Origin of the sequence: Pseudomonas sp. SH10-3B (assembly GCF_019891415.1) — a bacterium.
Taxonomy (GTDB): domain Bacteria; phylum Pseudomonadota; class Gammaproteobacteria; order Pseudomonadales; family Pseudomonadaceae; genus Aquipseudomonas.
The window spans coordinates 35,553-56,168 of the sequence record NZ_JAFLXD010000041.1 but is presented as its reverse complement, the minus strand read 5'-3'; the positions used below and the strand labels follow the sequence as shown (position 1 = coordinate 56,168).

At 60.6% G+C, this 20,616-nt stretch carries 14 protein-coding genes; 5 read left to right on the top strand and 9 right to left on the bottom strand.

The genetic code is table 11. The features are described from left to right. Window positions 1-154: 154 nt before the first annotated feature. The 8 genes from tssH to J1G35_RS24250 all read right to left on the bottom strand — a co-directional run bounded on the left by tssH (window position 155) and on the right by J1G35_RS24250 (window position 11,489). Window positions 155-2,821 carry a type VI secretion system ATPase TssH gene (tssH, locus tag J1G35_RS24285; protein WP_223016219.1) on the bottom strand — a complete coding sequence of 889 codons (2,667 nt, stop codon included), beginning with the start codon at window positions 2,819-2,821 and terminating at the stop codon, window positions 155-157. Between the two features lie 136 nt (window positions 2,822-2,957). Then, entirely contained in the window at window positions 2,958-3,449 is a 492-nt protein-coding gene (locus J1G35_RS24280) for an Hcp family type VI secretion system effector (protein ID WP_223016218.1), read from the bottom strand. Between the two features lie 23 nt (window positions 3,450-3,472). Next, on the bottom strand, window positions 3,473-4,999 hold the full coding sequence (locus J1G35_RS24275) for an OmpA family protein (RefSeq protein ID WP_262417397.1): 1,527 nt from the start codon (window positions 4,997-4,999) through the stop codon (window positions 3,473-3,475). Window positions 5,000-5,201: 202 nt separating this feature from the next. Continuing rightward, a complete protein-coding gene (gene tssL, locus J1G35_RS24270) occupies window positions 5,202-5,873 on the bottom strand; it encodes a type VI secretion system protein TssL, short form (protein WP_053135389.1) in 672 nt (223 codons plus the stop codon). After that, window positions 5,870-7,225 carry a type VI secretion system baseplate subunit TssK gene (tssK, locus tag J1G35_RS24265; protein WP_223016217.1) on the bottom strand — a complete coding sequence of 452 codons (1,356 nt, stop codon included), beginning with the start codon at window positions 7,223-7,225 and terminating at the stop codon, window positions 5,870-5,872. The genes tssL and tssK overlap by 4 nt, the downstream gene beginning before the upstream one ends. A gap of 23 nt (window positions 7,226-7,248) precedes the next feature. Further along, the gene (gene tssC, locus J1G35_RS24260; protein WP_223016216.1) at window positions 7,249-8,787 is read right to left on the bottom strand and encodes a type VI secretion system contractile sheath large subunit; all 1,539 of its coding nucleotides are present in this window, start codon (window positions 8,785-8,787) and stop codon (window positions 7,249-7,251) included. A gap of 32 nt (window positions 8,788-8,819) precedes the next feature. Continuing rightward, window positions 8,820-9,320: a type VI secretion system contractile sheath small subunit gene (tssB, locus tag J1G35_RS24255; RefSeq protein ID WP_053135378.1), complete on the bottom strand. Its 501-nt coding sequence runs from the start codon at window positions 9,318-9,320 to the stop codon at window positions 8,820-8,822. A 537-nt stretch (window positions 9,321-9,857) separates the two neighbouring features. Beyond that, window positions 9,858-11,489, bottom strand: a complete 1,632-nt coding sequence (locus J1G35_RS24250) for a PvdJ/PvdD/PvdP-like protein (protein ID WP_223016215.1) — start codon at window positions 11,487-11,489, stop codon at window positions 9,858-9,860. Between the two features lie 142 nt (window positions 11,490-11,631). Here J1G35_RS24250 and pvdM point away from each other — a divergent pair, with 142 nt between their 5' ends. The 3 genes from pvdM to J1G35_RS24235 are packed head-to-tail and all read left to right on the top strand — an operon-like array spanning window position 11,632 to window position 15,176. After that, complete coding sequence (pvdM, locus tag J1G35_RS24245; RefSeq protein ID WP_223016214.1) at window positions 11,632-12,981, top strand: pyoverdine-tailoring dipeptidase-like protein PvdM; 1,350 nt, start codon at window positions 11,632-11,634, stop codon at window positions 12,979-12,981. Window positions 12,982-12,999: 18 nt separating this feature from the next. Continuing rightward, window positions 13,000-14,271: an aminotransferase class V-fold PLP-dependent enzyme gene (locus J1G35_RS24240; RefSeq protein WP_223016213.1), complete on the top strand. Its 1,272-nt coding sequence runs from the start codon at window positions 13,000-13,002 to the stop codon at window positions 14,269-14,271. Between the two features lie 32 nt (window positions 14,272-14,303). After that, on the top strand, window positions 14,304-15,176 hold the full coding sequence (locus J1G35_RS24235) for a formylglycine-generating enzyme family protein (RefSeq protein ID WP_053135367.1): 873 nt from the start codon (window positions 14,304-14,306) through the stop codon (window positions 15,174-15,176). A 122-nt stretch (window positions 15,177-15,298) separates the two neighbouring features. On the opposite strand, the gene J1G35_RS24230 is transcribed toward J1G35_RS24235, so the two are convergent. Further along, window positions 15,299-16,129, bottom strand: coding sequence for a N(5)-hydroxyornithine transformylase PvdF (locus J1G35_RS24230; protein ID WP_223016212.1), 831 nt, complete (start codon window positions 16,127-16,129; stop codon window positions 15,299-15,301). Window positions 16,130-16,330: 201 nt separating this feature from the next. Between J1G35_RS24230 and J1G35_RS24225 the strand changes: the two genes are divergently transcribed. Both J1G35_RS24225 and J1G35_RS24220 read left to right on the top strand, forming a co-directional pair. Then, entirely contained in the window at window positions 16,331-17,983 is a 1,653-nt protein-coding gene (locus tag J1G35_RS24225; protein WP_223016211.1) for a cyclic peptide export ABC transporter, read from the top strand. A 155-nt stretch (window positions 17,984-18,138) separates the two neighbouring features. Beyond that, window positions 18,139-20,526 (top strand): TonB-dependent siderophore receptor, encoded by a 2,388-nt coding sequence (locus J1G35_RS24220; protein WP_279309468.1) that lies wholly within the window; start codon window positions 18,139-18,141, stop codon window positions 20,524-20,526. Window positions 20,527-20,616: the final 90 nt, after the last annotated feature.

Genomic DNA, 20,616 nt, shown 5'->3' with positions numbered 1-20,616 from the left:
GCGGCGAGGTCGCGTTCGGTGCTGGTGAATTCGATGTGATAGGCGAAGGGTTCGCTTAGGCGTTCCTGGCCTTCGAAGGCGAGGACGTCCATCGAGGCAGCAACGTTGCGCACCCATAGGGTGTGTCGGCTGTGATCGAAGAAAGTCAGCATGCTCACACCTCCGAGGCGACGGACTGAACCGTGTCTTGAACGTCATCGAAGTGCAGGCTGATACCGTCATCGGCGCTATAACCGAGGCGCACGCCATAGGTGCGCCGCTGCGCGGCTCGACGCTCCAGCAGTTGTTGGCTGAGTACCGGCAGGATCTGTTCGTTGAGCAGGCTGTCGATGTTGCGTGCGCCCGAATCGGGCAGCAGGCAGGCGGCAACCAGCGCGTCACTCAGGGCGTCGTCGATCTGGCAATCCAGACCGTAATGGCGTTGCAAGCGTTTGGCGACCTGGGCCAGCTTGATGGCCACGATGCGCTTGAGTGCATCGGCTTGCAGCGGGCGATAGATAAGGGTCTGGAAGCGTGCCAGCAGCGCCGGCTGGAAGTGGTCGAGCAGGAGCGGCCGCAGGTGTTCGTGCAGCATGCTGTCCGATGCGTCGGGTTGCGCCTGCAAACAGGTGTGCAGCAGGTCGCTGCCGAGGTTGGAGGTCATCAGAATGACGGTGTTGCGAAAGTCGATCTCGCGGCCTTCACCGTCGCGCATAAAGCCGCGATCAAAGACCTGATAAAACAGATTGAGCACGTCGCGATGGGCCTTTTCCACTTCGTCGAGCAGCACAACGCTGTAAGGCCGCTGCCGCACGGCTTCGGTTAAAACACCGCCTTGGCCGTAACCGACGTAGCCGGGTGGCGAGCCTTTGAGTTGGCTGACGGTATGGGCTTCCTGGTACTCGGAAAAGTTGAGGGTGATCAGCGATTTCTCGCCACCGAACAGGCTGTCGGCCAGTGCCAGGGCTGTTTCGGTCTTGCCTACGCCGCTGGTGCCGACCAGCAGGAACACACCCAGCGGCGCCTTGTCCTCGGTGAGCCCGGTTTTGGCCGCGCGCAGGCGCTGCGCCATGGCGTTCAGTGCCGAAGCCTGTCCGATAACGCGCTCTGCCAATCGCTGTTCCAGCATCAGCAGGTTGGCCTGTTCGTCCTTGAGCAGACTGCCCAGCGGCACACCGGTCCAGTCGGCGATCACTTGCGCCACGCTGCGCGCGTCGACATCCAGCGACAGCAGCGGTTGGTTGCCTTGGATGTCGCTCAACTGCCGTTGCAAGTGCGCACAGGTCTCGCGTTGCGGTGGCTGTGCCTGACGCGCATCTATCAGTTGTTGGGTGAGGTTCAGTTCCTGTCGGTATTGCTGTTCCAGATCGAGGTACTGGCGTTGCAGGTCGGCGTGTTGGGCGGCTATCACCGTCAGGCGCTCATCGGCCTCCTGGCCGCCCAATCGCTGATCCTGTTCCAGCGCTTGGACCTCCAGTTCCAGGGCTACTTGCCGGGCGCTGAGATGGGTCAACGCCTGCGGCTCGCAGTCCAGGCTCATGCGCACGCGGGCACTGGCGGTGTCCAGCAGGTCGACCGCTTTGTCAGGCAGTTGGCGGCCGGTCAGGTAGCGTCGCGACAGGCTGACCGCAGCCTGCACCGCCGTATCCTGGATATGCACGCCGTGATGGTGAGCGTAGCGCGCCTTGAGGCCTCGCAGCATCAGGCATGCATTCGCGTTGTCCGGCTCATCGACCTTGACCCGTTGGAAGCGCCGTTCCAGTGCGGCATCGCGCTCGAAATACTGTTTGTATTCGCTCCAGGTGGTGGCGGCGATGGTGCGCAATTCGCCACGGGCCAGGGCCGGCTTGAGCAGGTTGGCCGCATCGGCACCGCCGGCCTGGTTACCGGCGCCGATCAGGGTATGGGCCTCATCGATAAACAGCAGCACCGGTTTTTCGGACTGTTGTACGGCGTCGATCACGCTTTTCAGGCGTTGTTCAAACTCGCCCTTGACCCCTGCCCCGGCTTGTAACAAGCCCAGGTCAAGGGTACGCACACTGACCGATTTGAGACTGTCCGGCACCTTGCCTTGGGCAATGTTCAGGGCCAGGCCTTCAACCAGTGCGGTTTTGCCGACGCCAGGCTCACCCACCAGGATCGGATTGTTCTTGCGCCGGCGACTGAGGATGTCGATGACCTGGCGAATTTCGTCGTCGCGACCAAATACCGGGTCGATTGTCCCTTGCGCCGCCTGCGAGGTGAGGTCGTGGGTGAATCTGTCCAACACAGCCTGCAACGCATCCTCCTGACTGACGCGGGGCGGGAGCATGGCGAGTTCACTGGAAGGCGCAGCAGTGTTGCCCGATGGGGCAGAGGCTTGCAGCCCTGGACGCTCCTCGGATGTTTGATCCAACAGTGCCGCGAGACGCTGCAACTGCACCTGACTGAGGCTGAGCAGCGGCCACGCGGCTTCACACGCCAGCAGGTCCGGTGTTTCCATCAGCGCGCTCAAAAGATGTACGGAGCGCAGGCTGTCGTTGTTGTCGTCCAGCGAGGCAAGCATCCAGGCATTTTTGATCAGTTGCTGCAGCGGCCCCGACAACTGCGGCTTGCTTTGCACGCTGCGGGGCAACTGATCGATGTGCTCCAGCAACCCGTACCACAGCGTCTCCAGATTCCACTCGTAACGACGCGCGATGATGGTCAGGTCACCGTCCCCCTGCCCCAGCAACTTGAGCAGCCAGTGCTCAATGGTGATCTGCGCATGTGCACGGTTCTGGCACAACGACGCTGCTGCACTTAACGCCTGTGCGCAATAGGGGTTGAGACGGCGAAGCAAGCGGGTGGAATTCGATGCCATACGGTTGCGTCCTTGTTCGGAGTGCCAGGTGAGTGGGTTTTCAACTCGATGTGATTGGCTGAACGCCCGCGAACGGACGCTCAACCCAGCACACCGGGAGCCAGCAGGCGAAAACCTGCCTGCGGCTCCAAGTGCATCAAGCGCTTTGGCGTTCATTCCAGGAGTCGGAGTGGATGATGTTGCCGTCCTTGTAGGTCCAGGTGACCTTCTCGTAGCGCAACTCAATCTGTTCCAGGTGGTTGTGCTTCTCTTTGCTGGAGTCTTTGACGTCGTGCATTTTCGGCGCGACTTTCACCACCTTGACGTTTTCCAGCGTGGTGATGAAGTACTCGACTTCCTGCCCTGCATCGTCGATGCGGTACCACTTGAACTCGGCACTCTTGAGGGTCTGCCCGGTGGTCACCGCCTTGTAGAGGTAGGGACTGGACGCATCGATTTCCTTGGAGAACAGAAATGGGGTGTGAACCCGCGCGCCGGTCAGTTTTCCGGTGTTGTTGTCGGTGGGGATGTACAGGCTGTGGTCCTGGGCGACCACCTCGATACTGCCCACACGCTTATCGACATTCACCGAACCCTTGATTTCGGCACCACCATCGTCTTGCAGCCAGAGGTAAACGGGAATTGCCATGTGAAGCTCCTTTTCTCGGAAATTTAAACGTCGCGGGATGCGACAGGGGGTTGTCTGTCCGGCCCAGGGCGGGAGAGCTCGCAGGCCCCCGTCTCCGGTACCAGACGGATATCGACGCGGCGATTGGCGGCACGTCCCGCCTCGGTGTCATTACTTGCAATCGGGAAGCTGGCGCCGAATCCGTGCACCGCAAAGCAACTGGCGGGGATGCGCCCCATGTGTTGCATCCAGGCATGCACGGCGGCGGCACGGGCGTGGGAGAGCCGTAGGTTTTGTTGGCTATCTCCGGTGGCATCGGTATGCCCCGCGATAACGATCAGCCAGCCTGGCTGGGCCTTGATGTCGACCAGCGCTTTGATCAGGACTTGTGTCGAGCCCGGTTTGAGCTGGGCGCTGCCGGGAGCGAACAGTGACAGGCTATCGAGCTGCACCGCCGTGGCGGGTGGCTCAGGCGTGTCGGTCGATGGCGGCTCACTATGGGCGGCAAGCACAGCCTGGAGCGGCGCGCGCAGGCGTTCGCCGCGATACAGGCCCAAGCCAAAGGCCAGGGGCGCGCCGTGTCGGTAGTAAGCGTCCAGACGCTGGGCATGCTGACGGAGCACGCTCACAGCGTTTTCACGCCAAAGAAACTCACGCTGATTACGCTGGCTCGGCTGGGGGATAGCCGAATAGCGCCGCAGGTCGTCACTGACTTGGCGCACCAATAGGGTGTTCTGCCAGGCAGAGCTGGCGAGCGCGATGACACCTGCGCCGGTGAACAACCAGAGCGCCACGAGGCTTGCGTGTTGCAGTGGGGTACGCCGCGGGCGGAGTGCAAGCAGGTTGAGCAAAGGGTCGGGAAATGGCAACTGCACGTCCGTTGCCACCTGCCGGTTATCAGCCAATGCGACCTTGCTGCGCAACCATTGCTGCCATAGGTTTCCCGGAACCGCTTGAGTAAGCGCCGCCGCCAGCTTGACCGCACAGAGGGTTGCCAAGGGGCTGCGCGCGTTACGAATGACCAGGTGTGGCAGCACCGCTTCATGCAGCCAGGCCACGACACTGTTCAGCTGTATGCTCGCCTGCATCCGCACGGCCTGGAGGGGCAAGTCAGCAGTCTGCCGCTGCCACTCATCCAAACCGACACATGCACCCGCGTCACGGACACGGGTCTCGGCCTGGCCGTTACTCCAACAGAACCAGGGCTCTTCACCGTGCTGGGTTTGCAGGTAGCTCATCAGCAACAGCGGCAGCGCAACGTCGCGCTTGCGCACTACGGCAAGCTGATGGCTGAAGGCACGCACCTGACCGGCGAGGACGGCGCTGTCACTGTGGGCGCCTGGATTGACTATGAACATTACGCCCAGTTGCCCAGCCCAACCCGGCCGCAGTGCCAAAAGCGCCTCGGTGACGGCTGGCAGTTGCGCCACGTTCGGGACACGCACATAGCAACCCGAGGCCGTAACACGTAGGGCCAACCGCTCGGCCGGAATCTCACCGAACAGACCTTGCAGGCTGTCTCCGCAGACCAGCACCACAGGGTGACGAAACGACGCCGCAGGCAATGCCATGTTATCGGCCAACCTGACCGCCCCAAGCAGGCGCTCGGTCCGACGGTTCAGCGATACCCAGGCCCATGCAACACAACACACCGCGATCAACACCCCAACGGCACGCACCCACAGCGCGAGCGGAATGATGACCAGGAGAGCTAAGACCAGGACACCCGCCCACAGGGACAGGATTCGATGCAGGTTGAAGGTCATCGTCCCCTCACCCCTGATCAGGCATGAGCGAGGCAAGCGCATCGCTCAACAGGTGATCCAATCCCCACCCTGTCGCCGCAAGCACCAGGCCCATCGCCAGGATATGGATCAGCGGTGCGCGCAGCCACGACAAGCCGGCAACCCAGTCCCCACCCGCCTGGGTAACAAGGCCATGGCTGACCTTGAACGGTGTGACCCGCGCGTCAAGGGCAACCCGTAATTGCTCACGTTCAGGATCATCCAGATCGCGGTAGCGCCCGCGAAAGCCCAGCATCAATACCCGCTGAAATGCCGTCAGCACATGCCGATCAGGTGCGGGCCCGCGCAGAACTTCGCGGATGTCTTCATACAGAAACTCACCCGCCTGGTGGCGGTTGAAAAACTTGGCCTGTAACGGTTCGCTGGCCCAGGATGCCCGCGCATCATCGCCGGCGTAAGTCAGCACTGTCTCGTCGAGCAACGCGCATTGCGCATGGCTGATGTGATCGATGCTGCGTTGATCCAAGCCCGCCCGCTTGAGCTGCTGGCGCACCTGCTCCACGTGCCCAGTGCAAAGCTGCTCCAGCTCCCGGCTGTTTTGCACCGAGGCGCCCTGGCGCAACTCAACCACCAGCAGGTAGGTGTCCTGCAACAGCGCATCGATATCCGTGTTTGGTTCTTTGGAAGGCGTCAATTTCATGAGCGCAGCACCGCAAACAGTTCAAGCTTGACGTCGGCTAATGTGCTGGGGACGTAGAAAGCGCAAACGCCTTCGTCCAGCATTGCCTGCCCGCTGGCATGACCGAGATCAAGCGCGAAGTATTGATTTTCCAGGCGCAACGGAATCGCCGCTGGCACATGGCTCAGCGCCTGCAACGGCACACCGTCGAGTGCCGCATTGACCAGGTAATTGACAGCGTCGGGCGTGCCGATCTTACACAGGCGCGGGAACTGATCCTGCAACTGCGCCGCCGGGAGTCGGCAGCGCACCGACAGGTAGAAATCGGCACCGTCGCGTTCGCGTAGGCGCGGGTCATTCAGCGTGACCTGCCAGCGGTTGGGCCCCTTTTCCTCCAGCAGCAAAGCAATGACCCGCGACGGCAGACTGGCCTCCAGCAAACGGGAAATGCTGTGCATCAACGGCGGGAATACCGCCTCCAGATGCGTGTGCCGATACGGCGGAATTTCGTCGATATCGTGTTCCAATGAAAACGTCATCAGGCCGCCGGCCAGCGTGATTAGCGCTTGATAGACATGCTCGGGATGCCGTGCGGGAAACGCCCGAACATCCGCCAGTAGGGGCTGAGAGGTGTTCAAGGCATTCAGCAGCCAGAACAGCGAGACATCGGCCACGGCAAAGTCGGCCATGCGCTGATTGCTTTCCCGTCGCATCCCCATGAGCCGTTGCCGCTTGGCGGCCAATTGCGTCAACAGGTTGTCCAGTTGATTCAACAATCCAGGATGGGCGGCGAAGCTGAGCAATGGCGGCACGTAGCCGGGGTCCAGGCTCCACGCACCCTTCCCGTCTCGCACTAGCCGCGCGACCGGACACGTTATGTAATCTGCGTTGTCGTCCGTGTGCAGGCGCAGGCTCAGCGCGTGCTCCAGCACGCCAATCGACTGCATCTCGTCAGCGTAGATATCCTGGACCTGGCGCCAGTCCTGACGATAACGGGTGGGCCGGTCGACTCTGCCGCCTTCAAACACGCAGTTGTTGCCGTTGGCTTGCTCGAGTGGCAGGGCCAATTGCACGGTCACGTCCTGAACCTCATCCGTCAGCAGGCACGCCAGTTCCAACGCGCAGGGAAGCCGATCCATGCATTCGGTGTCGATCCAAGTGCCATCGGGCATCCGCACACACAATTGAGTGGCTTTGAGCTTGCCCAGTCGCAAGGCATCCAGGTCGAAGTCTGCGGCCTCTACACCCCAGGGGTGTACCCACGTCAGTAGCGCGAGCTGGTTATTGGCCCAGGCCTCATAGCGCGTCTGCTGCTGAAATTGCTGTGGCGACAGCAATGCTCCGGCGGCCCATAGAGGGCGATCGATCTTCATGACATCGTTTCCCTACGATTGAGTCAGGCTTTGGCCTTGGGCATCTGCGAAACCAGCGACAGGTTCACGTCCATGCCCTCGACCTGGAAGTGCGGCACGGCGTACAACTTGACGCGGAAGAATCCCGGATTGTCTTCAATGTCTTCGACCGTGACCTTGGCATCGCGTAGCGGGTGCGAGGCCTGCAAGTCATCGCCGGGGTCCGTCATCTCGGTCACCAGCCCGCCAATCCATTTGTTCAGTTCAAGCTCCAGCAGACGACGGTCCTTGGTGGTGCCGATGTTTTCGCGCTGGATCAGCTTCAGGTAGTGGGCGATGCGTGAGAGCAGAAAGATGTAAGGCAGGCGCGCGTTGATTCGGCTGTTGGCGGTGGCATCGGGCGTGTCGTACAACGCCGGTTTCTGCGCGGAGTTGGCCGAGAAGAAACACGCATAATCGCGGTTCTTGTAGTACGAAAGCGGAATGAAGCCGAGGTTGGCGAATTCAAACTCACGGGTTTCCGGAATCATGACTTCGGAGGGAATCTTGACCTGATTGCCGGTGCCCAGGTCATACAAGTGGATGGGTAGCTCAGTCACCGCGCCCCCCGATTGCGGCCCACGAATTTGCACGCACCAACCATTGGCGATGAAGCTCTTGACCATGTTGGCCGCAAAGGCAAACGAGGCATTGGTCCACAGGTATCTGCCGTGATCCGGTCCCTTGACGCTTTCGATGTAATTGAAGTTTCGGACGGGGATGGTATCGGGCCCATAGGGCAGGCGCCCGAGTACGCGTGGCATGGTCAGACCGATGTAACGCGCATCGTCACTGTCGCGGAACGCCTTCCACTTGATGTATTCGGCACGGTCAAAGTAATTGCCAATGTCTTTGATCGCGGCAACCTCCTCCATGGACTCTTTGCCGAAGAAGGCTGGCCCGACGGCGCCCACAAACGGCATATGTGCGGCGGCGGACACTTTCGAAATGTTGCGCAGCAGCGCGATGTCCTGAGGACTCCGGTCGAATTCATAGTTGGAGATTGCTGCCGCAATTGGCTCACCGCCCGGAGTGTCGTACTCCTGGGTGTAAGTGTGCAAATACAAGCCGCTTTGGGCGATCTCCGGTGCATCCTCGAAGTCCTGCACCAGGTGGTCCTTGCTGATATCCAACAGTTCGATGCGCACGTTTTGACGGAAATCCGTCTGATCAATCAACGACTTCACACCGCGCCAGGTCGACTCGACGCGCTGGAAGTCTGGATGGTGCATGACCGCGTCGAGCTGTCGGCTGATCTGCCTATCCAAAGCGGCGATATGTTCGTCCAGCAGGACTTTATCCAAACGTTCGACTTTATACGGCGATTGTTTAAGTAACTTTAAAAATACACTGATTGCTGCTGTCACCCGTTCATCGGCCGAGACCTCAGACAGCGCCTCAGCATTTTGAAAAATTTCGATACCTCCTAACTGTGCAACCGGGTTCAGATTGATCTTGTTAAACAGCGCACCATAAATGCCACCGCACGCTTCAGACAGCACTGTGGCACTGCGCGACTGTTCCCTGGAATTCTCTACAGCCATAACGGAACTTCCCTTTAAAAAATCGAGTTAAATTAATGAGTTTCAGGCGCCAAGTCGGCTAACTCAGCGCGTAGTTCATCACTCAGGGCATCATCTTTGAGGATGCGCTCTAACTCCTGACGGAAGGTCATGTTATCCAGCAGGTTCGATTTGAGATCGCGCAGCAGATTGCGCATAGCTAACAGGGCACGCAGTTGCGGAATCTGCCGCGCTACCTGCTCGGGTTCGAAGTCTTTCATGCGCTGAAAGCTGAGCTCGACAGGGGTGTCGGATGCATCGTCGCTCAAGGTGTCAGGCACTGTGAGCTTGAGGCCTGGGGAGAAGTCAGCCAAGACGCTGTCAACGTTGTTTTTATTGATATTGATCTTGCCTCGCTCCGAAAGCGGGCGTTGTTCTTTGCCATTGCTGTAGTCGCCCATCACCATCAGTTTCAACGGCAGTTCGACTTTTTTCTGCGCACCACCGGTATGCAGGTCGAGTTTGATATTAACCCTGGCCTTGGGTACTTCATTTTGGAAACTGCTTAAAGTCATAACCCCATCCATAGTCTTGCCAACAGCACTTATGCCATCAGAGAAAAGTAAGACTGGAACCTACACCCACATAGATTCCTTTACTGGAGAAGCCAAAGCGCTACGCGTCATGTGGCGATCTCTTCCTAATTAGAATGAAGTACCGCCAGCAATTTCTACCACCCCCTAATTCACACCCAAGAGCTTTCCGAGACGCTTTAGGGAAACGTCCCACAAATCGCCCAGATTACAGCTCTTTCAATTCAGATTTAATGTTTAAATAACAAGGTAAGATTTAACCGTCAGAACTTTCTAAAAAGAACTGTAGGAATCTTATAAAAACAGATAGAAGTTTGAAAACTTCAGGAGCGTACAAAAACACGCTTAAACTTATAACCGTTAAGTTTATAAGTGGGATGAGCTATAGGTGGAATAGATAAACCGGCCATTCAGAGGGAAAAACAGAACGCCCTAAAAGTCTGAATCCCCGGCAGCGTCAGAATACCCTCCTGCCACTGCCGTTTTAAATCGTAAAACTTGAAATCCAGCGACAACCAATCAAACCTCTCGCGCCTTCACCTTCAAATGCCGCGCATACCAAGGCCGCTTCGGCACGCGCTTGAACAAGCCCTGCAGCGCCTCATCTTCGGCACCAAAGGTAATGCGCAATGCGAGCTTCATGGTCTCCGGGTCCATCTCCATCGACCGGCCCATCTGCAACCCCGGGGTGGTGCTGCAACCGTGGGTGTCCGGGCCCAGCCAGGGGTCGCCGACTTCGACCCAGCGTCCCGCAGCGAACCAGGCCACGCCGTTGACTTCCAGGCGGCTGACTTCGCCGGGGTTGAAGCGTTCGTGGGCGCGGTACCAGTCTTCGATGCGGTCGTCGATCCAGCCGTGGAAATGCCAGAACACCGGGTTTACATGGGAGGAGAACGGGTCGCCGAGGAAGTCGTTTTCTGCGGCATACCAGCGTGCGGCGAAGTCGGCTGGATCTCGGGCAAGGGGTACCGGTGCGCCGTTGGACGGGTCCCGGGGCACCGAGGCCCAGCGCATGTGCAGCCAGTCGTGCAGGCCCAACTCCATTTCGGAGCCCAGTTGGCCCAGGGTGCGCTGGGCCAGGTAGCGTGGGTCGCGGTATTGGGACTCCCAGACCTGGAAGTTGCTGTGGTAGGTCTCGGCGGCCTTGATGTCGCTGACCCACTGGGTGTACTCGCTGTCGTCCGCTGCTGACCAAGTGGGCGGCAGCGCGAAGCCGTCGTGGTTGTCGAAGTAGCGCAGGAAGCCCAGGCGATCGCGCTCCAGCGCCGGTTGCGGTTCGGGGAATGCGGGCCACGAGGGCAAGTCCTGCATGGACCGCGCGGTGCCGAGCATATGCCGGTGCATGAAGAAGAAGTCGATGCCCGAGCCGTTGCGGTCTTTGTGTTTGCCACGGGCGTCGCGCTCCTTGCCGCGCGGGCCGGGTTGCCAGCCGATGCCGCGCAGGGCGTCGCGTTTTTCTTCGGAGAGTTTGTGCCACTGGTCACGGGTGGCGTGCCATAGCTGGTGAAACAGGCGGTGCTCGGGGGCAATCAGCCAGGCCAGCAGGGTCGGGTTGAGGCCGATGCGTTGGCGGGCTTCGGGAAACAGCTGTTTGTGGGCGATAAAGCGGTTGTCGCGCTCGGTCAAGGCCAGGGGCCGATCCAGGTCGAGGATTTGCCCACTGAGCGTGCCGCTGCCGGCATTGCCGAAGGCGGCCCAGACTTCATCGAGGGTCATCTTGAACTCATAGGCGGGCCTGCCGTCGGGCGCGTCGCGGTCGATCAGGCGCCAGTAGAGCAAGGCGCCCTCGCCCGTCAGCAGGTCACCGAGCACGCGGTAGCGCGGTTCGCCCTCAGCGCGCAGGTTGGCGGCGGTGTCCAGGTAACCGCGCAGGCCACGGCCACGGGGGGCGATGTCGAGCAGCAGCTCCAGGCCTTGCCGCGGCACCCCCTTGAGAGCGGCATCGCGGCCTTCCAGGCGCAGGCTCCACACCCCGCGCAAGGTGTTGGCCAAATGCTGCCCGGCGGTGTCGGCCAGGTCCACGGTGGCTTCGCCGGGGGTGATGGGGAATTCTTCTTCTCGCGTCAACTCGCGATGGGCATAGAAGGCGGCCGGCACAGCCGCGCCGGTCAGCGCCAGGCCTGCGATGAACCCACGTCGAGAGATGGTCATTGTCTACCTTAGGAAACGGCTTTATCAGAGCTAGAACGTTTGCACGCCGGGGAAATTTACCGCCCTGCCCGCCCCGCCTAAATTTTGCCGCGTATCACTCGTTCTTCCCTGATAGCGAAGGCCTCAACTGACTGAGATGGCAATGACAAAACCACGTTCGAAAAAGGCGCTGTACCTCGGCTTGCCGCTGGCACTGGCCATCGGTGCCGGCGCAGGCTTCCTGGTCTGGAATCACTGGTTCAAGGGCAATGCCGGCTACCCACTGGCAGTGATCAAGCAAGCCAATGAAATGCAGGACCGCCTGCTGTCGTTCGACAGCCATATCACCGTCCCCATGGACTTCGGCACCGCCGGCAACGAGGCGGACAAGGACGGCAGCGGCCAGTTCGACCTGGCCAAGGCGGCACGCGGGCGCTTGTCCGGCGCAGCCCTGACGATCTTCGGCTGGCCGGAAATCTGGAATGGCCCCAACGCGCCGCACAAGCCCACGGACGGTTTTGTCGAGGAAGCACGCCACGAGCAGGAAGTGCGCTACAAGATCATCTCCGGCATGGTGCGTGACTTTCCCAATCAAGTCGGCATTGCCTATACACCGGATGACTTTCGACGCCTGCATGGCGAAGGCAAGTTCGCAATTTTTATCAGCATGCTCAATGCCTACCCACTGGGTAACGACCTGAACCAACTGGACCTGTGGGCCGCACGCGGCATGCGCATGTTCGGTTTTAGTTATATCGGCAATAACGCCTGGTCCGACTCTTCACGCCCGCTGCCATTTTTCAATGACTCCGTCGATGCGCTTGAAGGCCTGTCGGACATCGGCAAGCAGGCCGTGCAGCGCCTCAACGACCTGGGGGTGATCATTGATGTGTCGCAGATGTCGACCAAGGCGCTGGAGCAAGTCGCGCAACTGAGTCGCACGCCGATGGTGGCGTCCCACTCTGCACCGCGCGCGTCGGTCGACATCCCGCGCAACCTCAGCGACAAGGAGTTGCAGCTGATCAAAAACAGCGGCGGCGTGGTGCAGGTGGTGGGCTTCCCGGCCTATATACGCCCCCTGAGCCAGCCGACCCAGGACAAACTCAATACCCTGCGCGCGCGTTTCGACCTGCCACCCTTGCCCAACCTGGCCATGGCCCTGATGCCAGGGGACGCGATCATCGCGGCATGGCCGGAGCAGAAGTTCGGCCAGTACGCCCAGGGGCTGTACGGCATTCTTGAAGAAGAACCCAAGGCCACGCTCAAGGACTGGGGCGACGCTGTCGACTACACCGTGCGCAAGATTGGTATCGATCACGTCGGCATCGCTTCGGACTTCAACGACGGCGGCGGCCTCGACGGCTGGAACAACGTCGGCGAAATCCGCAACGTCACCGCTGAACTGATCCAGCGCGGCTACTCCGAAGCCGATATCGCCAAGCTGTGGGGAGGCAACTTCCTGCGGGTGTGGGACCAGGTACAAAAAGCCGCCAAACCCTTGGCCAACCGCTAATCATCCAGAAGCATGTCCATGACCGACCGCCGTACGTTTCTCAAGCAGGCCGGGGTGTTTGCCGCCAGCCTGCCGCTGGGTGCTGCATACCTCCCGCAAGCCCTGGCCGCCAACGCAACGAATGACCCATGGACGGGGTTCAAGCAGTTATTCAACCAGGACCCGGATTACCTGCACTTCTCCAATTTCCTCGTGGCCTCGCACCCCCGGCCGGTGCGCGAAGCCATTGAGCGCTACCGCACGCAGATTGACCGCAACCCCGGGCTCGCCATGGACTGGGACCTGGAGGAAACCTGGAAACGCGAGGGCCAGGTGCGCGAATGGGCTGGCCGCTACCTCAAGGCCACGCCGCCGCAGATCGCCCTCACCGGCAGCACTTCCGAAGGCTTGGCGATGATCTATGGCGGCATCAAGGTGCGCCCGGACCAGGAAATCCTCACCACCGTGCACGAGCATTACGCGACCCAAAATGTGCTGGATTTCCGTGTGCTCAAGCAAGGCACTCAGGTACGCCGGATCAAACTGTTCGAACGCGCCAGCCAGGTCTCTGCCGATGAGGTGCTGGGCAATATCCAGCGCAATATCCGCCCCAACACCCGCGTACTGGGCATGACCTGGGTGCAGTCCGGCAGCGGCGTGAAACTGCCCATCGGCGAGATCGGCAAGCTGGTGGAGGAGTACAACCGCAACCGCGACGACAAGGACCGCATGCTCTATGTGGTGGATGGCGTGCATGGTTTCGGCGTGGAAAACCTCGACTTCCCCGACATGCGCTGCGACTTCTTTATCGCCGGCACCCATAAATGGATGTTCGGTCCGCGCGGCACCGGGCTGGTCTGTGCGCGCAATCCTGAAAACCCGTACGTCACACCCATGGTGCCGACCTTCTCCGAAGACAAGGACTTCTCCACCACCATGACACCCGGTGGCTATCACGCCTTCGAGCATCGCTGGGCGGCGGATGAGGCCTTCAAGCTGCACTTGCAACTGGGCAAGGCGCCGGTGCAGGCGCGCATCCATGGGCTGAACGCCGAACTCAAGGACCAGTTGCTGGCGCACCCGCAGATCGAACTGGTCACCCCGCGCAGCCGCGAACTGTCCGCAGGCTTTACCTTCTTCCGGGTCAAGGGCCAGGCGAGTGACGCGGTGGCGGCCTATATGCAGAAGAACCGTGTAGTGATCGACGCGGTAGACCGCGATGTCGGCCCGGTGATCCGCACGGCGCCTGGCCTGCTCAACAACTCCAACGAAATCCAGCGCTTCATGACCCTGCTCAGCCAGCGGTTGTGACCCTCCTTTCCCCCTTTGCACGAGAGGCCCACATGACTCCATTTCGACTCAAACCCCTGACGGCCCTGGCGCTGACCGCGCTGTGCGGCGCGCTGCTGCCAGGCCTCGCCCAGGCCGCCACACCGCAACCGGGCAAAGTGTTCAAGGACTGCAAGGACTGCCCGGAGATGGTCGTGCTGCCCGCCGGCACCTTCACCATGGGCACGCCGGAAGATGAAGTCGGCCGCGAGCCGGACGAAGGCCCGATGCATGACGTGACCTTCGCCAAGCCGTTCGCCATGAGCCGCTTCCACATCACCGCCGGCGAATGGGACAGCTATATCCGCCAGACCGGCGTGAAGATCGCCGACGGCGACACCCGCCCTGGCCGCGAATGCATCGCCAGCAAGCCGCGCTACCCCCAGGGCCCGCGCCAGCCGGCGGTGTGCATGGACATGGACGACATCAAGAACTATGTGGCGTGGCTGTCGAAAAAGACCGGCCAGCGGTACCACATGGTCAGCGAAGCTCAGCGCGAATACGCCGCGCGTGCTGGCTCCACCGGGCCATTCCCGTTCCCGTTCGACGAGGGCAAGGGCTACAGCATCGCCAAGCATGCCAACACCTATGGCCCGGCCGATGGCTACAGCTATTCCTCGCCCGTGGGCAGCTACCCGCCTAACGCATTTGGCATGTACGACATGCATGGCAATGTCTATGAGCGGGTTGCCGACTGCGAGCACCCCAACTATATCGGTGCCCCCACCGACGGCAGCGCCTGGATGGAGCCGAACTGCAAGGGCTACCAGATTCGGGGCAATGACTGGGGCGAAGCGCCGGTGTTCTCGCGCTCGGGCAACCGCAATAACATCTATCCGCAGACGCGTGGGGATTGGATTGGCTTCAGGGTAGTGCGCGATCTCTGAAGCTGACGGGATTTGATGTGGGAGGGGGCTTGCTCCCGATGGGGTGCGGCAGTCGACATCGCCATTGACTGATACTCCGCCATCGGGAGCAATCCCCCTCCCACAGTCAAATCGTGCGCGGCTTAGACCCCCTTCTGCGCCAACAGCTCCAGGCCTTCATGCAATGCCGGGAACAGGCTGTTGTTGAAGTTGTTCCAGCGCAGTTCGAGGATAGTGTCGTCCGGGGAGATCTCGGTCTTGAGCACGTCGTGGAACACTTCGCCGGAGTCGATGCCGTTGTCCACGTAGTGGAATGACGCGCCAGTGAGGTACAGCGGTTCACACGGCTGCGTCTGCTTGGTCGCCCAATCCACCACGGCTTGGCCACGGGCACCGTACAAGGCATTCCAGGTGGCGTAGGCACCCCGGCGCTCATAGGGCGATTCGATCCGGGTGATACCGGGGTGAATGTTCATGATCCGACGTGCAAACGGCGCGCCCGGGCGTACCAGTTCATCGAGGATCACCAGCAAGCCGTCCAGCACCACGATATCGGCCTTCAACTCCACCAGCGTGTCATGCAGGCGACGCTCGAAGTCCTGCTTGCCGGCGATATGCTCGGCACTGCCCCGTGGCAGGCGGCGATAGGTGGACGGCACGCTCAGCAGCAGATCATTGACCAGCCTGCCCTGCACCTGCAAATCCGCCGGATAGAGCCACTGGCGCCCCGGCTTGTAGGCAAACCCATAGTCAGCCACCAACTGCTGGTCACGCGGGTTCCGCTCATCGTCGTCATACACCACGCCCACCAGGTTGTAGGCCTCGCCCAAGGGCGTGTCGTTGAGCGACCCCACCAGAAATTCCAGCACCGATTTCATGTAGCGCTCGTGGTCCTTGTAGGCCACTGGCTGGCCGGCCTTGTCGGCAGCGGCATTGCGCAGGGACCACACATACACCAGGTTCTTTTTCGTCATTGCTTCGCTCTCGCTGGATAGATCAGGCACGCGCCCATACGCGTGCGCCTACACCACAAGAACGAACCAGGTGCCGGGCAATTTATCCGCGCACCGCTCCGTCGCGCACACCGAGCTAAATAGTCGCGCCAACACTTCGTTTGTCATGGGTAAGGGTCTGTGTGCCCAGTCCCCCTCTCACTCACTTTCCGGGAAGTATTTATGACCGACCCCAAGCGCGGCGCCTTCAAAGGCCTGCTCGCATTGCTCAGGCCCTTTCGCACCATCATGACGATCTCCGTCGCCCTGGGCATGGCCGGCGGCCTGGCCATCACGTTGCTGCTGGCGACCATCAATAAAGCCCTGCACTCCTCCACCGGCATGACGCAAGGGGTGATTCTGACCTTCGCGGCGCTGTGTGTGCTCGCCCTGATCAGTTCAATCGTCTCGGACATCGGCACCAACTACGTCGGTCAACGCATCATCGCTGCCCTGCGCAAGGAACTCGGTGAGAAAGTGCTGTCAGCCCCCATCGAGCAAATCGAGCGCTACCGCACCCATAAGCTGATTCCGGTGCTGACCCACGACGTCGACACCATCAGTGACTTTTCCTTTTCCTTCACCCCATTGGCCATCGCCTCCACGGTCACGCTGGGCTGCCTGGGCTACCTGGCGTACCTGTCGGTGCCGATGTTCTTGATGATGATCGTGGCGATTGTGATCGGTACCTCGGTGCAGTACGTAGCGCGCTCCGCAGGAATCAAGGGCTTCGAAGCCGCCCGCGACCAGGAAGACGAACTGCAGCGCTACTACAGCGCAATTGCCTCCGGCGCAAAGGAGCTGCGCATCCATCGGCCGCGCCGCTACCGCATGAATACCCATCGCATCCAGGCCACCGCCGACCGTATCAGCGATATCCAGGTGCGCTCGGTGAACATCTTCATCGTCGCCAAGACCTTCGGCTCCATGTTGTTCTTTGTGGTCATCGGTCTGGCGCTGGCGTTCCAGGCCTATAACCCCAACCCCGACCCGGCGGTGATTACCGGTTTCGTGCTGGTGTTGCTGTACATGAAAGGCCCCCTTGAGCATGTGGTGACGGCACTGCCGATCGTCAGCCGCGCGCAGATCGCGTTCTCGCGTATCGCCGAACTGTCCGAACGCTTCTCGTCCCCCGAGCCGCATCTGCTGCTCGAAGACACCGAAGCCCCAAAACCGGTGGTTAGCAGCCTGGAACTACGCAACGTCAGCTACAGCCCACCGCCGGTGGAAGGCAGCGAGCCGTTCCATCTGGGGCCTATCAACCTGACCATCAAGCAAGGCGATATCGTGTTTATCGTGGGCGAGAACGGCTGTGGCAAAACCACGCTGATCAAGCTGCTGCTGGGGCTGTATCAACCGCAATCCGGTGAGATCCACCTCAATGGCGAAGCGGTGACCGCGCCTACCCGCGACGATTATCGCCAGTTGTTCACCACGGTGTTCGCCGACTATTACCTGTTTGACGACCTGGTCCAGAGTGGCGGGCCGCAATCGATGGACAGTGCCGCCCAGTACCTGGAACGCCTGGAAATTGCGCACAAAGTCACGATCAAGGACGGCGCATTCAGCACCACCGACCTGTCCACCGGGCAGCGCAAGCGCCTGGCGTTGGTCAATGCCTGGCTGGAGGAACGCCCGGTGCTGGTGTTCGATGAATGGGCCGCCGACCAGGATCCGGCCTTCCGCCGCATCTTCTACACAGAGCTGCTGCCGGACCTCAAGCGCCTGGGCAAGACCATCATCGTGATCAGCCACGACGACCGCTATTTCGACATCGCCGACCAGTTGGTACGCCTGCGCGCCGGCAAAGTGGTGGAGGAAATGGAGCTGGCGTGAATTTTCTTTTCCGGTTTTTCCGGGCAGCTACGTCTTACTAGTGTTAATGAGAACCAGACTCAAAAACGCTTGTAAACTGCCTGCCTGAAAACACAGAAGAGAACACATCCATGTCAGTACGCCTCGGTCTGCGCCCCTTGAGCAACGCGCTGTTCATGCGGCGGGCCCTGAACGTCAACCTGATGCCTTGTGCGCTGGCCCTGGCGGTGACGCTGCCCATCGCCGGTTACGTACAGGCCCATGAGATCGAGATCACTATCGCGGCCCAGCCGTTGGGGGCCGCACTGCAGGAGTTTGGCCGCCAGACCAATCTGCAGGTGCTGTACAGCCCGATGGATGTGCAAGGCAAAAGCAGCAAGGCGGTGACGGGCACGCTGGAGCCCATCCAGGCCCTCACCGCCCTGCTCAAGGGCACAGGCATCAACTACGGCCTGCAAGGTAATACCGTCACCATCACGGCGAGCGGTTCCGCCGCGCTGGAGCTGGGGACCACTGCGGTGACCGCCAACCAGTTGGGCACGGTGACCGAAGGTTCGGGTTCCTATACCCCGGGCACCATTGCTACCGCCACGCGGATGGTGCTGACCCCGCGTGAAACACCGCAGTCCATCAGTGTGATCACACGCCAGCACATGGATGATTTCGGGCTTGCCTCCATCGACGATGTGATGCGTCATACGCCCGGTATCACCGTGTCCAGACTGGACAGCGAGCGGACCGAATACTTCGCACGCGGCTTCTCCATCGAAAACTTCCAATATGACGGCATCCCCACCTTGCGTAACGCCGCCTATTCGTCGGGCCAGACCCTCACGAACATGGCGATCTACGACCGCGTAGAGGTGCTCAAGGGCGCCAATGGCTTACTGGCCGGCGCCGGTGCCCCTGGGGCAACGCTCAACCTGATCCGTAAAAAACCCACCCGCGACTTCAGGGCGAGTCTTGAGGCAGGCGCGGGCAGCTGGGATAACTACCGTTCCCACATTGATGTCAGCGGTCCGCTCACGGAAAGCGGCAACGTACGCGGCCGCGCGGTAGCCGCGTACCAGGACCAGCACTCGTTCATGGAGCGCTATGAACGCAAGACCAACGTGTATTTCGCCACCGTTGAAGCCGACCTCAGCGAAGATACCCTGCTGACCCTGGGGTTCGATTATCAGGACAGCGATCCCTCCGGCTCGGGCTGGGCGGGCAGCCGTCCGTTGTTTGACCGTAACGGTAACCGCATCAGTGTGAAGCGCTCGTTCAACAGCGGCGCCAACTGGAGCAGTTGGGAGCAGTTCACCCAAAGCGCGTTCGCCACTCTGGAGCACAATTTCGACAACGGTTGGGTGGTCAAGGGCCAATACACCCATCAGTTCAGCGGTTATGACGCTCCGCTGGGGGCGATCCAGCTTGGTCCATTCCCGGCGACCGGCTTGTCGACGGTTTACGCGAACAAACTCACTGGCGATACCCGCGCTGATTCCGGCGACATCTACGCCAGTGGCCCGTTCAGCCTCGGCGGCCGCGAACACGAGCTGGTGGTGGGCGCATCGGCGTCGAACTCCCACTGGCAAGGCAAGAATTGGGAGTCACCGATTCACGCCAATGGCCGTGTCGTCGACTTCTGGAACTTCGACGGCAACTTCGCGGAACCGAACTGGGGCGAGGTGACCAGCCGGTTCGATGAGACCACGCGGCAGACGGCCGGCTACGCAACGGCACGCTTGAACCTCACGGATGACTTGAACGTGTTTCTCGGCAGTCGCGTGGCCAACTACTGGCTGACGGGGGACAGCCACACCACGGAAACCGGCAAGCTGATTCCTTATGTTGGGGTCACTTACGACCTCAACGACACCTTCACCGCATACGCCAACTACACCGAAATTTTTTATCCGCAGACGGCCCGCGACCGCGACAACAAGGTGCTGGAACCGGATGAAGGCAAAAACTACGAAGTCGGTGTGAAAGGCGAGTTCTTCAACGGCGGGCTGAACACCAGCCTGGCCTATTTCGAAGTGCATGAAAGCAACCGTGCGCAATCCGATGCGCAATACAACGCCAACCCGACCAATCCGGCGATGCTTACCGAGGCCTACAAGGGCATCAACGCCAAGACCAAGGGCTTCGAGGCCGAGTTGTCCGGTGAGCTGGCACCCGGCTGGCAAGCCCAGGCCGGTTACACCCACAAGGTCATCCGCGACGAGCATGGCGATAAGGCCTCGACCCTGGAACCCCAGGACCAGGTCAGTTTTTTCACCACCTACAAGCTCTCAGGCCCCCTGGACCGCCTGACCCTCGGTGGCGGCGCGCGCTGGCAAGGCAAAACCTGGCGAGAGGTCTACAACAGCGGCAAATTCCGTTCCGAAGACATTCACCAGCCAGCCTATTGGGTGGTCGACGCCATGGCCAAGTACCAGTTCACCGACAACGTCTGCGCGACGCTTAACGTCAACAACCTGTTCGACAAGTATTACCTCACCAACATCGGCTTCTTCAACACGGCCTACTACGGTGATCCGCGCAACGTCATGCTGAGCACACGCTGGAACTTCTGACCCCGGCAGCCGCCGCCCTGTGGTGAGGGAGGTCCCGCTACCTCTTCGAAGTAGCGCTGCCGCGCAGCAAACCGGGACCTCTGTGGCGAG

Excerpts from the sequence above, each read along its gene's own strand:
- tssH (WP_223016219.1), bottom strand. The coding sequence starts at position 2,821 with ATGGCATCGAATTCCACCCGCTTGCTTCGCCGTCTCAACCCCTATTGC.
- J1G35_RS24280 (WP_223016218.1), bottom strand. The coding sequence starts at position 3,449 with ATGGCAATTCCCGTTTACCTCTGGCTGCAAGACGATGGTGGTGCCGAA.
- J1G35_RS24275 (WP_262417397.1), bottom strand. The coding sequence starts at position 4,999 with ATGGCATTGCCTGCGGCGTCGTTTCGTCACCCTGTGGTGCTGGTCTGC.
- tssL (WP_053135389.1), bottom strand. The coding sequence starts at position 5,873 with ATGAAATTGACGCCTTCCAAAGAACCAAACACGGATATCGATGCGCTG.
- tssK (WP_223016217.1), bottom strand. The coding sequence starts at position 7,225 with ATGAAGATCGATCGCCCTCTATGGGCCGCCGGAGCATTGCTGTCGCCA.
- tssC (WP_223016216.1), bottom strand. The coding sequence starts at position 8,787 with ATGGCTGTAGAGAATTCCAGGGAACAGTCGCGCAGTGCCACAGTGCTG.
- tssB (WP_053135378.1), bottom strand. The coding sequence starts at position 9,320 with ATGACTTTAAGCAGTTTCCAAAATGAAGTACCCAAGGCCAGGGTTAAT.
- J1G35_RS24250 (WP_223016215.1), bottom strand. The coding sequence starts at position 11,489 with ATGACCATCTCTCGACGTGGGTTCATCGCAGGCCTGGCGCTGACCGGC.
- pvdM (WP_223016214.1), top strand. The coding sequence starts at position 11,632 with ATGACAAAACCACGTTCGAAAAAGGCGCTGTACCTCGGCTTGCCGCTG.
- J1G35_RS24240 (WP_223016213.1), top strand. The coding sequence starts at position 13,000 with ATGACCGACCGCCGTACGTTTCTCAAGCAGGCCGGGGTGTTTGCCGCC.
- J1G35_RS24235 (WP_053135367.1), top strand. The coding sequence starts at position 14,304 with ATGACTCCATTTCGACTCAAACCCCTGACGGCCCTGGCGCTGACCGCG.
- J1G35_RS24230 (WP_223016212.1), bottom strand. The coding sequence starts at position 16,129 with ATGACGAAAAAGAACCTGGTGTATGTGTGGTCCCTGCGCAATGCCGCT.
- J1G35_RS24225 (WP_223016211.1), top strand. The coding sequence starts at position 16,331 with ATGACCGACCCCAAGCGCGGCGCCTTCAAAGGCCTGCTCGCATTGCTC.
- J1G35_RS24220 (WP_279309468.1), top strand. The coding sequence starts at position 18,139 with ATGCGGCGGGCCCTGAACGTCAACCTGATGCCTTGTGCGCTGGCCCTG.